Raw genomic sequence first — 18689 nt, 5'->3', positions numbered from 1 at the left:
CCAATGAAAATAAAATCAGCCCTTATATTGCTTTTACCTATTGTCTTGAGCGCCGTTAGCGCTACGGCACAAGACTCTCCTTCTTTTGAATTGGCAAAACCAAGTGCCAAACAAATTGCGTTTGCCGATTGGGAGGTGGGGGCTTTTATACATTTCGATTTAAACACTTTTACAGGTCAGGAACATGGTGACGGACAGGAATCACCATCACAATTCAACCCTACCGAATTAGATGCCGAGCAATGGGTGCTGACCGCAAAATCTTTAGGGGCAAAATATGCCTGTCTTACGGTCAGGCACGAAGGCGGATTCTGCTTGTGGCCCTCAAAAACTACCGATTATACGATTGCCAACAGCCCGTATAAAGAAGGTAAAGGTGATATTGTAAGAGAGTTTGTCGAAGCTTGTCGTAAACATGACATGGTGCCCGCATTTTATCATACCGCCGCCTTTGATGCCAATGCAACCCTCAAAGATTACAAAGGAAAACTTGACCTTCCGTTAGACTGGATGACCACTTGGGGGAAGGCCATGTCTTCTGCCCATAAAAACGATCCAGGTCTTAAAGAGCGGCTGAAAAAAATCCAGGTAGAACAGATGAGGGAGCTCCTTACCGAATATGGCCCGATTGGTTTTATGTGGTCTGACCACTGGAATGCACAAGATCCAAATGGAGTTTGGAGGGCGGTAACGGATTTGGCGGAAGAATTGCAACCGGAAATGGTATTTATGGGAACTGATACTTGGGTCCCTGGAAATGAAACAGGACATGTGGTATATCCTATGTGGAATGCGGTGAATACGGTTGATGGGACAAATTATTCAAGGCCGGCACCAACCAAAAACGATATTACGGATAAGAAAAATGATTATGGACTTTTGGAAACAGATGTCCTTACGGGACATCCGTTGGGGAAATTTTGGCGCGTCCGTGAATGCACTACGAATTCAGGGTTTCATTATGGGGGGTGGTTTTGGCACCCCGACTCGGTGAAGGCGACCTTCCCAAAAAAACTATGGGAACACTTAGACCTGTATTATAGAACCGTAGGGCTTGGAGCCAATACCATCATCAATTTACCTCCTGACGACCGTGGGCTTATACCGGAAGATTTTGTAACTGCTGCCAAGGTTTTCGGTGATGAAATCAAGGAGCGATTTTCAAATCCAATAGCCCAAACCAATAAAATCCATAAGGGCGACACATTGGAGTTGTCATGGGCAAAGCCTAAAGTTATTAATACCATAGTCACTATGGAAAACATAGCAAACGGACAAAAAGTGGCAAAGTATGTATTAGAGGCTTTTGTAGACAAAAAGTGGCAAGAACTAAAACCCAGAAACAAGCTAATCGGATTTAAACCCTATAACAGTAGTCCAGGGTATCAGACCATTGGCCACAAGAAAATAGATCGAGTAGAGCCGGTAACTACAAATAGAATACGGTTTAGAAGCTTGGAATCTATTGTGCACCCTGTTGAAATCAGACAGATGTCGGTTTTTAATTGCCCGCCGGTAGTAAAGAATTTTGACTCGAAGTTTCCCTTTTTAAGTGGACTGGAATCTATATCTGAATCTGCTCATAATGGCGTAAAAAGAGATAAAAATTATATCGGTGAAAATATAGTCATTAATGGCAAAGCATTTCAAAAAGGGCTGATGGTTTGTCCGGTCGGTAAAACCAGTGAAGGACATATCGAATTTAATATATCGCAGTACCAAGATGTTAAAGGTATAACGGCCACTATAGGTATAGACGATATGGTAAACCATAACGGCTCGGTCGTTTTTATTGTAAGAACGTATCAAAACGGTTTATGGACTGACCTATACACCAGTGAAACACTAACAGGGAATGATGACGGAGTCGATATTGATATTGATTTCCCGCACCCTACCAGTAAAGTTCGCCTTATTACAACCGACGGGGGAGATAATGCCAATTCTGACCATGCCGTTTGGGGCAATATTCAATTTAAACTAGAGGAATAAACTTATATTTTTTATGAAATATTTTTCCTATTCATTACTGTTTCTACTATTCCTAAACTGTAGAAATGAAAAATCGTCGTCCTCAAGTATAGAAGAGTCTACACTTGCAAAACCAAGTGCCAAACAAATTGCGTTTGCCGATTGGGAGGTGGGGGCTTTTATCCATTTTGGATTGAATGTATTTAGCGGGCAGGAACATGGAGATGGAAAAGTATCGCCCTCTGAGTTCGATCCTAGCGAATTAGATGCTGAACAATGGGTGTTGGCAGCCAAGGCGTTGGGGGCAAAATACGCTTGTCTCACCGTTAGGCACGAAGGCGGATTCTGCTTGTGGCCCTCAAAAACTACCGATTATACGATTGCCAACAGCCCTTACAAGGGAGGTAAGGGTGATATCGCCCAAGAATTTGTCGATGCATGTCGTAAACATGACATGAAAATTGGTTTTTATCACACCTCAAGTCACGATGCCAATGCCGGCCTTAGCTGGTACGATGGGTATATCGGTTGGGCGGATAATCGCGATTCTTTAATGAATATTGCCTTTCAAAGACCGGGTCTCAAAGAAAAATACAAGCAGGTTCAAATGGGCCAAATGCGGGAACTGCTCACTAATTATGGCCCCATAGATTTTATGTGGTCGGATCATTGGGGAGCCCCGGGTAGTGAAGAGATCTGGAATCCGATTACCGATTTGGTAGCCGAACTTCAACCCAATATGGTATTTATGGGCCCTGAAACATGGGTTCCGGGAAATGAATCGGGCCTTGTGGTCTACCCAATGTGGAACGCGGTAAATACAGTTGACGGAACAAATTATACCAGGCCTTCTGCTAGTTCAAAGGATAAGAATGTCGAGAATGATTATGGCCTTTTAGAAACCGAGGTAAGAACAGGGCATCCCGAGGGCAAATTTTGGAGGGTAAGGGAATGTACTACACATTGGGCCTTTCATGAAGGAGGTTGGTTTTGGCATCCTGAGGTCACTTTGCCAAGGTCTTTGTCGGAACATGTAGACCTTTATTATAGAACCGTTGGCCTCGGAGCTAACACGATTATCAACCTTCCTCCGGACAATCGCGGCTTAATTCCCGATACTATCGTTTCCGCGGCCAAAAAATTTGGGAATGAAATTAAAAGGAGGTTTTCCAATCCCATTGCGGAATTGAAGCAAATAAAAACAGGGGAAACGGTTGAACTAAGCTGGAGCAAACCGCAAAAAATAAATACGGTGGTATTAATGGAAAATATCGCCAATGGGCAGCGCGCGGTCAAATATTCTTTGGAAGCCTTTGTAAACGATTCCTGGGTTCCCCTAAAACCGATGAACCATTTTCCCATAGCCAAACCGCCGTACAATCCCAATCCCGGGTACGAAACCATTGGACATAAAAAAATCGATAGGATCGAAACGGTTGAAACCAATAAAATCAGGTTCAAAAGTCTGGAATCTGTAGAAGGTGTACCAGAAATACGAAAAATGCAGGTCTTCTATAATGCTCCTTATTAATTAGAATGAAACAATACAGATCAATGGATTCCTTTACATCACGTTATTTACCCTTTACCTTACTGGCTTTGGTCATGTTTAATATGGGTTTTGCCCAAGATAAAGCACGACCTTCCGACAAGAAGATAGAAAAGCTCATTTCTAAAATGAGCCTAGAGGAAAAAGTGCATCAATTGGCCACGCAATACCCCAATGCCAACATGCGATTGGGTATACCGAACCTGAGTGCCAACGAATGCCTGCACGGAATAAAAATGGATAGCGCAACGGTATTTCCACAAGCCATAGCCATGGCAAGTACATGGGATACTGAACTGATCGAAAGAATGGGACATACGGTGGCCAAGGAGTCAAGGGCCTTCGGCATCCATCAATGTTACACCCCTATGCTGGCCGTGGTACGCGATGTACGTTGGGGGCGAACCGAAGAAAGCTATGGCGAAGACCCGTATTTGGTGGGTAAAATCGGTTCATCGTACATCAGGGGATTGCAGGGCATGGGAGCGGAACGCTTTGATGAAAACCATATAATGGCTACGGCCAAGCACTTTGTGGCCGATGGGGAACCTATGGCCGGCGACAATGGTGCGGCGCACGATATATCGGAATACACGCTTCAAAATGTGCATTTATATCCATTTCGGATGGCCATTGAGGAAGCCGAGGTAGGCGCGATAATGCCGGCCCATCACCTTTTGAACGGTATACCTTGCCATGCGAACAAACACGTAATGCAGACCGTACTTCGCGATGAATGGGGATGGGACGGGCTTGTGGTCTCTGACAATGGGGATATGCGCTCCTTAAAACGGGTTTTTAATTATGTTCCCGATTACGAACATGCGGCCAAAAAAGGTTTGGAGGCTGGAATTCATCAAGAACTGGCCCTTTTTCAAGGCTGGAGCGACCATCGTATGTTTGGCGATTACCTGATATCGGCAGTAAATAAAAAGATAGTGCCCGTCGCTCTTGTAGACGATGCGGTAAAACATGTATTACAGGCTAAATTCGATCTAGGTCTTTTTGATACCGATATCAAAAACGACGAGCGTTTCGATGTCCTTAAAAACCCCGATAACGGTGAGCCGGACAAGGTTAGCCAGCACGATGCCGAAATGTTTAAAAAGGCCCTCTATGTAGGGATTCCTAAAAAGGATTGGAAGAAAACCGTTTTTGACCAAAGTCATAATGACCTGGCCCTTGAAGTGGCACAGAAGTCCATTGTACTCTTAAAAAATGAAGGGGATCTTCTTCCGCTCAAAAAGGAAAAGTATAAAAAGATAAGTGTTGTAGGGCCCAATGGAAAGGCCATGCGCTTGGGAGGCTATTCTCCCGACAATCCTAAATACTACATCAACATAGTAGAGGGAATACAAAACTACCTCGGTAGTGATAGGGAGGTCGCCTTTGAAGAGGGCTGCGATTTTACCGACTCTACGGCAAATATTCCGAAAGCGGTGGCATTGGCCGAATCTTCCGACATCACCATCGTTGCTATCGGCGGATCGGAAGAAACCTGCCGAGAGAATGAAGATCGTGATGACCTAAGCCTTCCCGGGCCACAACAAAAATTGGTAGAGGCCATTCACGCCACGGGCAAACCTTATGTAGTGGTACTGCTCAATGGTAGGCCTCTTTCCATTGAATGGATTGCCGAGAATTCTCAGGCCATTGTAGAAGGGTGGTATCTAGGGCAGGAAACAGGAAAAGCGATCGCCAATATATTGTTCGGAAAGGTAAACCCAAGTGGTAAACTACCAATAACCTTTCCTAGAAACGTAGGTCAGGTGCCCTTGTTTTACAATAAGCTGGAAACCGGACGCCCTAGACAGATATATAACTCCGATCCCGAACCCTTGTTTCCGTTCGGTTACGGGTTGAGCTATACTTCCTTTGAACTAGGTGAGCCCCGACTTTCAAATGAAACCATAGCCGCAAATGAACTGACAACGGTAAATATTCCTATAACCAATACCGGTACCCGTTCGGGGGAAACGGTGGTCCAACTGTATGTGCACGATGTTCTTTCCGAAAGGGTGCGCCCCCAAAAGGAACTGCGCAATTTTAAAAGAGTGGCCCTAAAACCGGGTGAGACAAAACAAATAAGTATCAAAATCGGTGCTCAGCAATTGGAGTATTGGAACGATGGTAAGTGGACGATAGAACCGGGACAATTTGATATCATGGTCGGATTGGACTCCAAACACCTCAAAAAAGTAGCCTTAACTGTCAAAAATTAGTCACATATTATGAGATTTTTGAACCTTTCAAGCTTTACTAATTCTATCGCGCTGCTGTGCTTGTGCCTTTTCTTGGGATGCGCCGAGAAGCCAAAGGAAACAGGTGGTAAAGCGGAATTGAAGTTATGGTACGATAGGCCGGCCGAAATTTGGGAAGAAGCCTTGCCCGTGGGGAATGGAAGTCTGGGGGCCATGGTTTTTGGACGTCCCGTAATGGAACGGATTCAATTCAACGAAGATACCTTTTGGGCAGGAGGTCCGATTACCCCTAGTAAACCCGAGACCAAGAGCTATCTGCCAGAGGTCAGGAAACTGGTCTTCGACGGGAAATACAAAGAGGCCGATGCCCTTATCAATAAACATATTATCGGTCCTAAAATGATGCCTTACCTGCCTATGGGCGATGTTGTTATTGAAATGAAAGGCCTTGACGATATCACCGATTTTCGCAGGGAATTAGATCTTAGAACGGCAATAAGCAAGGTCGGTTTCAGCTCAAAAGGAATAGCCTACAAACGTGAGGTCTTTTCTGCCGTCGAAGAAAATGCCATAGTCATTAGACTAGAGGCCAGTAAAGAGAAAAGCCTTAATTTTTCCATTGCCCTAGATAACCAAATTGGGGCAACATCCCAGGTCTTGGATGCAAATAACCTAGAACTCTCGGGCACCGCTCCCGATAGGGCCAACAGAAAGAGTGAACTCCGCTTTGTTTCTAGATTGAATATTGGGGAAAACGACGGACATACTATCATAAACGATTCCACTATTACGGTTTCAGGCGCTTCTAAGGTGACCCTTCTTTTATTCGCGGCCACGAACTTTAAAAATTATAAAGATGTTTCGGGTAATCCTGATTTTAAATGCAAGACCTTGTTGGATCTGGTGCATCTCAAAAGCTTCGAACAAATACGGGAACAGCATATAACCAATCATCAGCGCCTATTTGAACGCTTAGACTTCGACATGCCCACCAATTCGAATTCAGGCTTACCGACCAACGAACGATTAGAGAAATTTCAAGAGGAGACCGACCCTAGTTTGGTTGCCCTGTATTATCAATTTGGGCGCTATCTCTTAATGAGCAGTTCAAGGGGAAATAGCCAACCGGCGAACCTGCAGGGCATATGGAATCAAAATCCGACCCCCCCTTGGGATAGTAAATACACGACCAATATTAATTTGGAAATGAATTATTGGCCTGCAGAGGCGAGCAATTTGGCGGAATGTGCCATCCCCTTGTTTACCTCTATTCGACAACTGGCGGAGGCTGGGGCCGTAACGGCAAAAAACAATTATGGGGCCGATGGGTGGGTACTACACCACAATACGGATATCTGGAAGACCACGACGCCGCTAGATGGGGCGGCTTGGGGTATTTGGCCAACAGGTGGGGCCTGGCTTACGACCCATTTATGGGAACACTACCTGTTTTCCGAAGACGAGGCCTTTCTTAGATTACACTATCCCGTGATAAAGGGCGCAGCCGAATTCTTTGTGAATACATTGGTCGCCCACCCCGAATACGGTTACTTGGTGACCAATCCGAGCATATCTCCCGAAAATAGACATATGGAAGGGAATATTAGCGTTTGCGCGGGCCCGGCAATGGACACCCAGTTGATTCGTGATCTTTTCGCCCAGTGTATCAAGGCTTCCGAGATATTGAACGTCGATTCCGATTTTAGGGAACTTCTGGTAGAAACCCGAAGTAAACTGGCTCCCGACAAAATAGGCTCAGAGGGACAATTGCAGGAGTGGTTGGATGACTGGGACATGAAGGTCCCTGAGTTACAACATCGCCATGTAAGCCATTTATACGGACTCTATCCTGGGGCGCAATTCACCCCGGAAAAAACACCGAAGGAATGGAATGCCGCAAGAAAATCGCTAGAAATCCGTGGAGATGGGGGTACCGGCTGGTCTCTTGGTTGGAAAGTTGCCCTTTGGGCACGGTTGAACGATGGAGACCATGCCTTTAAAATACTAAAGACTTTATTGAAGTCTACAGATTTTGTAGGGCATGGAGGCCCGGGAGGGACCTATCCGAACTTGTTCGATGCCTGCCCTCCTTTTCAAATAGACGGGAACTTTGGAGCCCTTGCCGGAATCAATGAAATGTTATTGCAGAGCCAAAACAACAGGGTGTTGCTGTTGCCGGCATTGCCTGCCGAATTGAAAGACGGGAGTATTCAAGGTATTCGGGCGCGTGGGGGATTTGAGCTTTCCATAGCATGGAAGGAAGGAAAATTAATGGCTGTAAAAATACTTTCTAAAAAAGGGAATACCTGCAATTTGGTGTATGGTGATAAAAGCATGGCACTAGAAACCGAGGCAGGGAAATCCTATCTGTTGGACGGAGAACTGAATATCAAAACAAAAAAATAAATTATGATTAAAATGATACATACGAATCGAGGAAAACTATTTCTCTTAACGCTCTTGTTAAGTTTGCAGGGCTTTGCACAGAAACCATACGAAGCCAATTGGAAATCCATAGACAGTCGCCCCGTTCCTGAATGGTACACCGACGCCAAATTCGGTATTTTCATACATTGGGGACCTTATTCGGTACCTGCCTTTTCTAAGGTAGGCGAATATTCGGAATGGTACTGGATGAATTTGGCCAATCCGCAAAGGGTTAAAAATGGGTATAAGGAAACCAATGAATTCCACAATCGGGTCTATGGGGAAAATTTTACCTATCCTGATTTTGTACCCTTGTTCACGGCCGATATGTACGATGCCGATCAATGGGCCCGTATTTTTGAGAAATCAGGGGCCAAATATGTGGTGCTGACTTCTAAACACCATGACGGTTACACCCTGTGGCCGAGTAAAGAGTCCGACAAATCATGGGGACGCCCGTGGAGTGCTACCAACTCCGGTCCCGGTCGCGACCTTTTGGGTGAACTGACGACAGCAGTACGTAAAACCGACGTGAAAATGGGGATCTATTACTCCCTCTACGAGTGGTTTAATCCCTTATACACCTCAGATGTAGACCTGTACGTCGACCAACATATGGTACCCCAGTTTAAAGATGTGGTCAACAAATATTCCCCATCATTGATTTTTACCGATGGTGAATGGGACTACCCCCATACGACATGGAAGGCGACCGAGCTATTGTCTTGGTTGTACAATGAATCACCAAGTAAAGAAGATGTAGTGATCAATGACCGATGGGGTAAAGAGACAAGACATCACCATGGGGGCTACTATACTACCGAATACGGTTCAGGAATGCCCAATGCAGATGTGCCTTGGGAAGAAAATCGAGGCATGGCCCATTCATTCGGGTTTAGTAAAACCGAAAATTTTGAAGATTACAATTCTACCCAAGAGCTTCTGTATATGTTGATCGATATAGTGAGTAGGGGAGGAAACTTTCTTTTGGACATAGGCCCAACGGCAGATGGACGAATACCCGTAATCATGCAGGAACGCCTTTTGGAAATGGGAGATTGGCTCAATGTGAACGGAGAGGCAATTTACGGCACTACGCTATGGAAGGAAACATGCCAATGGACCGACGGTCAAGTGCAAGATGCCAAAAGAGGACGGTACAAAGTAAAGTACGATGTCATGAAACTGACGGTCGATCCAGAACCTGGCTTTGCCTCGAAAGAAATTTTCTTCACCCAAAAGGGTCAAACACTTTACGGTATTTGTCCGGTATACCCTAAAGGAAACCTGACGGTTAAAAATGTCAAATTAAAGTCTGATGCCAAGGTGACCTTACTTGGTTATGAAGGCCCTTTAAAATGGGAACAAAACGGAAAGGATATTATAGTGAACGTTCCTTCATTAACGGCATCGGAAGTGCCTTGTGATTATGCGTGGACGTTTAAAATTGATGGCGTAAAAAAATAATGGTAGGATTCTCTAAAAATATAACCTCTAAATTACGCATAGTACTGCTTTTGTGCTTGCCCTTGTTCGCTTGTAAGGACATGGTGGCCCCAAAAGGGAAAGAGAATCCCGATGCGGTAACCCAACAACGGTTGCCCGAATCAAAATTGAGGGAATGGCAGGCGTTGAAGTACGGTATGTTCATACATTTTGGTATGAGTACGTTTTTAGGGGAAGAACTGCCCGATGGCCAAGCACCGCTGGATACATACGCCCCGACCAATTTAGATGTATCGCAATGGGTCAGGGTGGCCAAAGAGGCGGGGATGACCTATGCCGTTTTGACGGCCAAACATGTTGCGGGCCATTGTTTATGGCCCTCCGATTATACCGATTACGACGTGTCGGGAAACAAAACGGCGGTTGATGTGGTAGGTGAATTTGTAAAGGAGTGTCGTAAGCAGGGAATACGGCCGGGACTCTATTATTGCGCATGGGACAATCATCATACTTTCGGAAGTCTTATGCCGGGCAAGTCGGAAAATTATAATGGGGCTATGGTCACACCTACGGAAATGGAACCGGCAAAGGGAGCACCGTATACCTCCCATCTATACCAGAATTTTATGACCGCGCAAATAGATGAGCTCCTTGAAAGATACAGTCCCTTGGTCGAATTCTGGATCGATATTCCCATAATTCTTGGCGATGGCTATCGACAGTTTATCTACGACCGTATCTCAAAAAAATATCCAGATATGCTTATCGTCATGAACCATGGAAAGAAAAAGGTAGGAAAGGATCTTGTCTTTTTAGATAAAAAGGCCTGGCCTACCGATGTCCTTACATTAGAGCGCTTCTCTCCCGAAAAACCGTATGATCCCGTATGGGAAATAAAAAACCAACAATACTACTTACCTGCCGAATCGAACATGCCTATAGGCAATGAGTGGTTTTGGGAAATTGATGACGAGGCCAAACCCATAGACGAGTTAACCTCCAAATTTCAGGATTGTTTGGATAATGATGTAAACTTTCTATTGAACGTACCGCCCGACCAAAGTGGTCAAATACCTCAGAAGTGGATTATACCATTGATGGAGCTAAAACAGAAAATGAACTTGCAAATTCAAAATTGAACAGAAAATGAACAGCTTATGCTTTAGCCAATATCGGTTGGCCCTTATTAGGCCAATGGCCTTCCTCCTTGTTAATTTGCTGATGTGTTCTTTGGGGCATGCACAAGAAAATAAGGAAGAAGGGCAACCCGCATTTTCATTTCCCGAGTACAGCTCCAAATACACCGACAATCAATTTTTAAAAGATGTAAGACCTGGGGCAAAATTCTATGTTGGCCCGAACGGCAAGGACAATAACCCCGGAACGAAGAATAAACCCTTTAAGAGCCTGGAGGCCGCAAGAAATGCGATAAGGAACTTAAAAACTACTAAGGGCTTGCCCAATGGTGGGGTTGAGGTAGTTGTATTAAAAGGGACCTATTTTATTGAAAACGAGTTTCAACTTTTAAAAGAAGATTCAGGAAGTCCTGATAGACCCGTGGTCTATAGCGGAGAGGCCCCAGATGAGGTGATTTTCTCTTCTGGAGCTGAACTCAACGTAAAAAAATTGCAGAAGGTAAAAAATGAAAAACTGCTGGCCAGGCTCCACCCGAAAGCACGTGGAAAGGTCATGAGTATAGACCTCACGAAGCATCAGGCCGCCAAAGCGTTTAAGGGAGATGGTGAATATGGGCAATTGGCCATGAACGGCAGTATGTTGCAATTGGCACAGTGGCCGAATCGGGGATATAACCATATAGGGGAAATTTTAGAGGAAGGCCCCACTACACGTTGGCTTAAACCTAATGAACAACCTATGCCCTACAGTAAGGAAAACCCGACCGGCGGGAAATTTAGGTTCAAGGAAAACCTCTCACCTTCTATTGCGGATGAATTTAAAAGAACGGGAGATATGAGGGTCCAAGGCTACTTTCATAATGATTGGTACTTTCAGAACGAAGCCGTGGGCAATATAGAAGAGGGCTCCGTTCAGTTGTTGCACCACACCCGATACGGAATTGTCGACAAGATCAAGTCCATTCCGAGAAGGGTACGGCTTTTTAATGTTTTGGCAGAATTGGACGAACCGGGAGAATGGTATTTCGACAAAAAGGAGCAACGCTTGTACGTCTGGCCTATTGACGGATTTATGCCAAAAACATCAAGATTGACCGTGATTGGCGATCAAGGGAGAGGCCAGAAAGGCAAAAGCGGAAAATTGGCAATGATCAGCCTTAAGAACACCTCAAACGTAATTTTAAAGAACTTCGTTTTCGAAAACACGGCCGATTTGGCCGTGAGTATAGAAGGAGGGGAACACAACCTCTTGGCGGCAAGTACCGTCCGTAACGGCGCCGGAAAGGGAGTTAACATAAGTGGAGGGAAATATAACGGTATTACCGCCTGTAATTTCTATGATCTTTATGCGGCCTTCAGTATTTCCGGAGGCGATTTCCGATCCTTGGAACACTGCTTCAATTTCGCAACCAATAACATCATAAGGGATTGCCGTTATCGCGGGTATGGGCTTATAGGCTTATCGGGTGTCGGTATATATTTTGCGCATAACCTTTTGTACAACATGAACGGGGCTATCTCCTACAAAACGGTGGATCTTTTAATGGAATACAACGAGTTTTATAACATAGGTTATGAAATGGGAGATTTTAACGTGGCCTATTGCGGGGCGCAATGGTATACCATGAACAATGTGCTTCGGTACAATTTTGTACACCACCTCATTGAACCCGGGGGACATCCCGTTATGGCCTTTAGAAATGACGATGGCGGTGCAGGTTTGAAAATCTACGGAAATGTATTTTATAGGTCGGGGCGCGGTGGTGCCGCTTTTCAAGGCCCATTAAATGATTATCAAAATAACATTACCATGGACTGTTCGGTAATGTGGTGGACGAATAAAAGCGCTATCTCTTCCGTCGAAATTCAAGACCGATGGAAGGACCTCTCTAAATTCGGGCGAGACCTTCCCAAGGGAGACAAAGGTGATTACCTCAATATTGTTGAAAGTGTTATCGGAAAAGAAGGCTGGTTGAAATCGCCATGGAAGGAAGCCTTCCCCGAAATGAAAGAAATGATAGAAACCAATCCTTGGGCACAGACGTTTTGTCAAGTGAAGGATAATTATACCTTTAAAGTCAGTCAAAAATTCCATATACACGGTGGTTCGGGTACCATAGAAGGTCTAGAGAGCAGTGAGGTCGGTCGTTTTACGGACCTTCCGGCAGAAGGCCATTTTGAACTGCCAACCGATATTGAACTAAGTGCCTTTCGCGACGTGTCTTCCCTCGATTTTAGCTTTAGGGAAGATTTTACCCCCAAGCCCAATTTTAAACCAATACCCTTTGAGGAAATAGGCTTGGTAAATGACCGGTTTAGACCGAGCACGCCTAATAAAATGAAGTATCGAAGTGAAATTTATAAGAGGTTCAAGAGCGAAAAAGGCGGGCGCTACAATGCAGAGATCGTCAATGCGAGATACCCCTTGCCCAGTTACCTGAAACCATAGGCTTCCTTCATTCCAAAAAAAAAACAGTACAGATTCAAACCAAAATATCAAAACTATGTTTAAAACCCGCACCCTAATGCTCATGCTTTCAACGAGCTTTCTTTTGCTCAATTGTAAGGAGGAAGAAAAAGTCATTACGAAAAACGCTGAGGTTGATACGGAAGAAACGGCCAGGCCATTGGCCGAACTACAGCTCGATTTTTTAAACACGCGGTATCAGGCCTATTTTCACTACAATATGTGCACCTTCAAAAACCTGAATTCCGAAGAGCATTTTGGGAGGTCTACGGGGACGGAACCAGCGAGTATGTGGGCGCCTACGGGCTTAGATGTGGCACAATGGGCCCAAGTGTGTAAAGATGCACGGATGGAAGGCGGATGGTTGACCACTAAACACCATGGGGGCTTCTGTCTTTGGGATAGTGAATATACCGATTACGATGTGGCTTCCTCTGGCGTCAAGACCGACGTGGTAGGCGAATTTGTAAAAACGTTTAGGGATGCCGGTTTAAAAGTGGGACTGTATTATTCTATTTTAGACTATCATCATGGTGTGGAAAACGGGAGCACGACACGTGAGGAAATCGAGTTCCTCAAAAATCAGATTACCGAATTGTTGACCAATTATGGGCCAATAGATTACATCAACTTCGATGGTTGGTCGTCATGGCCTACCACTCCGAATTTTGACGATGTTCCCTATGGTGAAATCTACAGATTGGTAAAATCCTTACAGCCCAATTGCCTTATCGTTAACCATACATATGAATCCAATTTGGCCCATGCCGAAGTGCCGTTTGCCGATGCGGCGGGCCGTGCCTATCCATATCACCCAGACTATATGCGGCCAACGGCAGCTTCCGATCTGGTCCAAATCGATTGGTGGTGGGATGATAATAACAACATGCGTGTTACTAAAAGTGTAGAGTATATCTTAGGTCAATTAGACAGTTACAACTCCCATAATTCGGTTTACATTCTGAATATTTCCCCCAACCCTGCCGGGCGTATAGACGATGATGCCATCGTTCGATTAAAAGAGGCCGCAGCGGTATGGGAAAAACCGGAAGACCTTAAAAGCCCAGGGGCGAATTGGGGTTTTGCTTATGAGGTTTCCGAAAACCTGGCCTTTTTAAGGCCTTGCTCCCAATCGAGCACCCATACTTTTATTCGTGATAAAAGAGCCTATCCAAGGGCCGATATTGCGGTTGATGGGGTAACCGAAGGCAATGGCGAAATGGAGCAAACTTCATGGACGGAAGTTGAAGACCGTCCTTGGTGGAAGGTAGACCTTCAGGCCGAACATAAAATAAACGAAATAAAACTGTTTGACCGCACCGATAAGCATACGGACGAATTGAAAAACTTTACGGTAAGCATATGGGATGCCGACGAAAAAGAGGTTTGGAAATCCGATGAGGTGAATGCCGCATCAAAAACGCATACCATCGCCGTTCCCGATATCGTCGGAAGTTTTGTAAAAGTTCAATTAAATGGAAAAGGTAGTCTTGCTTTGGCAGAGGTTATCGTAAAAGGAAAATAATTATGAAAATAGTAAAGATAGTAGCACTTTTTTTAATTGCGACGCATATCCAAGCGCAAACAACTATAGATAAGAAGTCAAAACCCTTACCCGAGCTTCAGCTTGATTTTGTAAATACCCGTTACCAGGCCTATTTTCATTATAACATGGCCACTTTTAACAATGTCAATTCAGAAGAGAAACAAGGTCGGGCCTATGGTAAGGTCGCCCCAACAACTTGGGCGCCTACGGGACTCGATACGGACCAGTGGGCCCAGGTGGTAAAAGATGCTAGAATGACCGGAGGCTGGCTTACGACAAAACACCATGGTGGCTTCTGTCTTTGGGATAGCGCCTATACGGATTATGACGTGGCTTCTTCGGGCGTCAAGACCGATGTTGTCAAAGCCTTTGTCGATTCGTTTCGCAAGGCGGGCCTGAAAGTAGGACTGTATTATTCGATATTGGATTATCATCATAAAGTAGAAAACGGTAGCACTTCGCGGGCGGAAATCGAATTCACTAAAAATCAGATCAGGGAACTTTTGACCAATTATGGGCCAATAGATTATATCAATTTCGATGGCTGGTCTTCATGGCCTACCAACCCTGATTTTGACGATATGCCCTATGGTGAAATTTATGCCTTGGTCAAATCCTTGCAGCCCAATTGCCTGATCGTAAACCATACTTATGAGTCCAATCTGGCCCATGCCGAGGTTCCCTTTGCCGATGCCGCGGGAAGGGCTTATCCGTACCATAAAGATTATATGAGACCGACTGCGGCCTCCGATTTTATTCAGCGAGGCTGGTGGTGGGACAACAACAATGGCTTTGGCGTATCTAAAAGTGTTGATTACCTGCTAAAACAACTGAATAGTTACAACTCTCATAATTCAGTCTATATTCTAAATATTTCGCCCAACCCTGAAGGGCGGATCGATGAAGATGTAATAACACGGTTAAAAGAAACTGCGGCGGTATGGCAGAAACCCGCCCCACTTGAAAAACCAGGATCCGATTGGGGTTTTTCTTATGAGGTTTCCGAAAACCTGGCCTTTTTGAAACCTTGCTCCCAATCTACGACCCATCCCTATATCAATGATAAACGCGCCTATCCAAGAGCCGATATTGCCGTTGATGGCGTAACCGAGGGGAACTGGGAAATGGAACAGACATCGGGCACCAAACAACAAATGAACCCGTGGTGGATGGTAGATCTTCAAGACACGGAAAAAATCAATGAAATCACCATATACAATGCTACTGGCCAGGAAAAAACAGAAATGACCGATGTAATCGTCTCTATTTTGGATAAGGACGAAAAAGTAGTTTGGTCCAAAGGGTTTAAAGAATTCCCCGATCCTTCAAAAACACTAAAGACCAAGGGCGTGTTTGGACGCTTTGTAAAGATAAGGATGCAAAAAGAAGGTAGCCTCAGAATTGCCGAGGTCATTGTAAAATAATCGATAGGGCAGGCGGCAAGCGCAGATGCCTTTTGTTTAAAAGAAAGGGATAGGGTTTCCTGTCCGTAACAAGATATAAATTAAAAATAGCTCTAAACGGCCTTTTCAAATATGGGAGTTCAAACTGTACATATGGTTCGTTCGGAAAAATCAACCGACCGACTGCTTGTTATTGCCTTGTTCCTGCTTACATTTTCTTTGCAATTTTCGGTTTATGCCCTTGAGGAAAAACGTGTCGACAAGGTATACTATGTGAGTAAAAAAGGAAATGACAACTGGTCGGGTAAACGGCCTAAGCCGAATTCAAACGGATCAGACGGACCTTTTTTGACTATAAAAAAAGCCTTAGAGGTTATGAAGGATGGTGGCATCTGTTATATTCGAAAGGGAACTTACCGCGAAACAGTATTTCCGAATTTTGTAGGCGAACCGTCAAGGAAATTGAGACTCGTCGGTTATAAAAATGAAAAGGTTATAATCAACGGGTGTTCAGTGATGGACAAGGGGTGGACCAAAATATCTGAGCATATTTTTAGTGTTCCCCTAGAAAAAACTTCGGAAGATTTAATCGTCTTCCATAATGAAAATTGGACACCCGAAGCGCGTTGGCCCAATTACTCGGGCGACCTTCTTAAACCAAATTTCGCCAAGGTAGACGGTGGTACCGCCCTATCGTTACAAAATACCGATTTACCCAAGAACATAGATTTAAAAGGTGCGACGCTCTATGGTTTCTTTGGAAAGGAATGGGCGTTGCAGACCTTTGTAGTTTCTGGGTATAAGCCTAATGAACAAAGGATCTCCTTTCCCGAGGCCAAAAGAAGGCAAAATTATTACGGAGGTACTTCTGGGTGGGACAAAAATTATGCGCCTAGAAAGGGGAATCGATTTTACATTTCCGGTCATTACGATTTGTTGGATACCGATGGGGAATGGTATTATGACCCCCAAAAGGGAAAGCTCTTTTTTTATTTAGAAGAGCATGAAGCCTCATCTGAATTAAGTCTCGAAATAAAGACGAGAAACAATGCAATTGATCTGTCGGGGAGCTCTTATGTCGAAATCGCCAATCTTGACATTTTTGGTGCGGGAATAACTTCTGATGCGCTTACGCAGCATTGCCTCATAGAAAACGTAAAAGGGTTCTATGTTGAACCGGGCATCAATTTATCGGGTAAGCATAACGAAATCAACAGTTGTGAATTTGCATATAGCCCGAAGGCCTTGGTTAACATTACGGGAAGTAATAATAAGGTCGTGAACAGCTATATCCACGATGGAAATTACACCGGCACATGGGACCAACTGTTGAACACCTCTGGTAGCGGCCATTTGATAAGTCACAATACGGTTGCCCGTGCAGGTGGCGGATGTATTGGGCCGGGAGGAAAAAATATGCGCTTCCAGTACAACAGTGTTAGTGATGCAGGCCTCATTCGGCATGATATCGGCGGTTTTTATGTGGCCAACAATGATGGGGCCGGTACGGTCATTCACCATAATAAAGTGCACAACGTCTATGGCATTGGTATTTATTTAGACAATAGTACCAGTAATTATACCATTCATCATAACGTGGTGTGGAACTGTGGTTGGGAATATATACTCACCGAGGCACCACCGGGCTTTTTGAGTATTGGGGCCTATGATGGCATACGCCTTAATACTCCGGGAAACTATAACCTTATATTCAATAATACGCTTTATAATAAATACGGACTAGGGTATTGGGGAAGGAACTTTAAAGAGGATATGTACGGTGATGTCGTAATCAACAATATTTTCACAGGTTCATACCATGTCTCGGAAAACGTAGTAACTACCCATAATCTTTTCAAGGATATTGAAGCGCGATTAGTGGATCCCCAATCTCAAAATTTTGAGCTTAGCGCGACATCTCCGGCTATTGACAAAGGGGTAATATTGAAATCCATAACAGATAGCTTTGAAGGACAAGCTCCTGATCTTGGTGCATTCGAATATGGTAAGGAAGCATGGCGTGCCGGGCATAATTTTGATGCTCCGCCAAAACCTGAATTCGAAGCCTTTAAGACCGATTTTATGAACTTGGTTACCAACGGCACCTTTGAGCAAGGTTTGAACGCTTGGCATAAAACAGGGGAGGCAGTGCAAATCATTCAAGAGGATTCATGGGGAATTGAAACGGCGAAAACTCGAATGCAATCGCATTCTGTTGCGATCCATAAAAAAAATAACGGCATTCAACAAACCATAGAAAACCTTGAATCCAATACGAATTATACCATGTCGGTCTGGGTCAAGGCTCCCGACTCTGGTGCTAAGGGTGAATTACGTATTGAAAGCAAGGATTCCAAAATGTCAGGTCAAACTTCACTTACCTCCGAATGGGAATTTTTAAGTATTGAATTTAAGACCGATGACAGACCAAAACCCTTTACCGTTTCATTGCTAAATACAGGCTCTCAGGCCACGGTTTATTTTGATGATGTGGGCTTGGTCAAGAATATAGGACAGACGATAAATAATTAAAATATAACACC

The 18689-nt window shown here is 44.5% G+C and carries 10 protein-coding genes; all 10 read left to right on the top strand.

Going from position 1 to position 18689, the window contains the following annotated elements; all coding sequences use genetic code 11:
* Window positions 1-3 precede the first annotated feature (3 nt).
* Window positions 4-1992 (top strand): alpha-L-fucosidase, encoded by a 1989-nt coding sequence (locus tag ZOBGAL_RS01630; protein ID WP_013991732.1) that lies wholly within the window; start codon window positions 4-6, stop codon window positions 1990-1992.
* A 13-nt stretch (window positions 1993-2005) separates the two neighbouring features.
* Window positions 2006-3502 carry an alpha-L-fucosidase gene (locus tag ZOBGAL_RS01625; protein WP_013991731.1) on the top strand — a complete coding sequence of 499 codons (1497 nt, stop codon included), beginning with the start codon at window positions 2006-2008 and terminating at the stop codon, window positions 3500-3502.
* Between the two features lie 5 nt (window positions 3503-3507).
* Window positions 3508-5742: a glycoside hydrolase family 3 N-terminal domain-containing protein gene (locus ZOBGAL_RS01620; RefSeq protein WP_084724333.1), complete on the top strand. Its 2235-nt coding sequence runs from the start codon at window positions 3508-3510 to the stop codon at window positions 5740-5742.
* Window positions 5743-5751: 9 nt separating this feature from the next.
* Window positions 5752-8127, top strand: coding sequence for a glycoside hydrolase family 95 protein (locus tag ZOBGAL_RS01615; protein ID WP_013991729.1), 2376 nt, complete (start codon window positions 5752-5754; stop codon window positions 8125-8127).
* Window positions 8128-8130: 3 nt separating this feature from the next.
* On the top strand, window positions 8131-9615 hold the full coding sequence (locus tag ZOBGAL_RS01610) for an alpha-L-fucosidase (RefSeq protein ID WP_013991728.1): 1485 nt from the start codon (window positions 8131-8133) through the stop codon (window positions 9613-9615).
* On the top strand, window positions 9615-10733 hold the full coding sequence (locus ZOBGAL_RS01605; RefSeq protein ID WP_013991727.1) for an alpha-L-fucosidase: 1119 nt from the start codon (window positions 9615-9617) through the stop codon (window positions 10731-10733). Before ZOBGAL_RS01610 ends, ZOBGAL_RS01605 begins: the two co-directional genes overlap by 1 nt.
* A 7-nt stretch (window positions 10734-10740) precedes the next feature.
* Complete coding sequence (locus ZOBGAL_RS01600) at window positions 10741-13179, top strand: right-handed parallel beta-helix repeat-containing protein (protein ID WP_013991726.1); 2439 nt, start codon at window positions 10741-10743, stop codon at window positions 13177-13179.
* 55 nt (window positions 13180-13234) lie between these two features.
* A complete protein-coding gene (locus ZOBGAL_RS01595) occupies window positions 13235-14722 on the top strand; it encodes an alpha-L-fucosidase (protein WP_013991725.1) in 1488 nt (495 codons plus the stop codon).
* A gap of 2 nt (window positions 14723-14724) precedes the next feature.
* Window positions 14725-16167, top strand: a complete 1443-nt coding sequence (locus tag ZOBGAL_RS01590) for an alpha-L-fucosidase (protein ID WP_013991724.1) — start codon at window positions 14725-14727, stop codon at window positions 16165-16167.
* Between the two features lie 111 nt (window positions 16168-16278).
* The gene (locus ZOBGAL_RS01585; protein WP_084724332.1) at window positions 16279-18678 is read left to right on the top strand and encodes a carbohydrate binding domain-containing protein; all 2400 of its coding nucleotides are present in this window, start codon (window positions 16279-16281) and stop codon (window positions 18676-18678) included.
* The last annotated feature ends 11 nt before the right edge of the window (window positions 18679-18689 follow it).

This window comes from Zobellia galactanivorans, assembly GCF_000973105.1.
GTDB lineage: Bacteria > Bacteroidota > Bacteroidia > Flavobacteriales > Flavobacteriaceae > Zobellia > Zobellia galactanivorans.
Note: the sequence above shows the minus strand (reverse complement) of the source record. Positions and strands in the feature narration are given on the sequence as shown.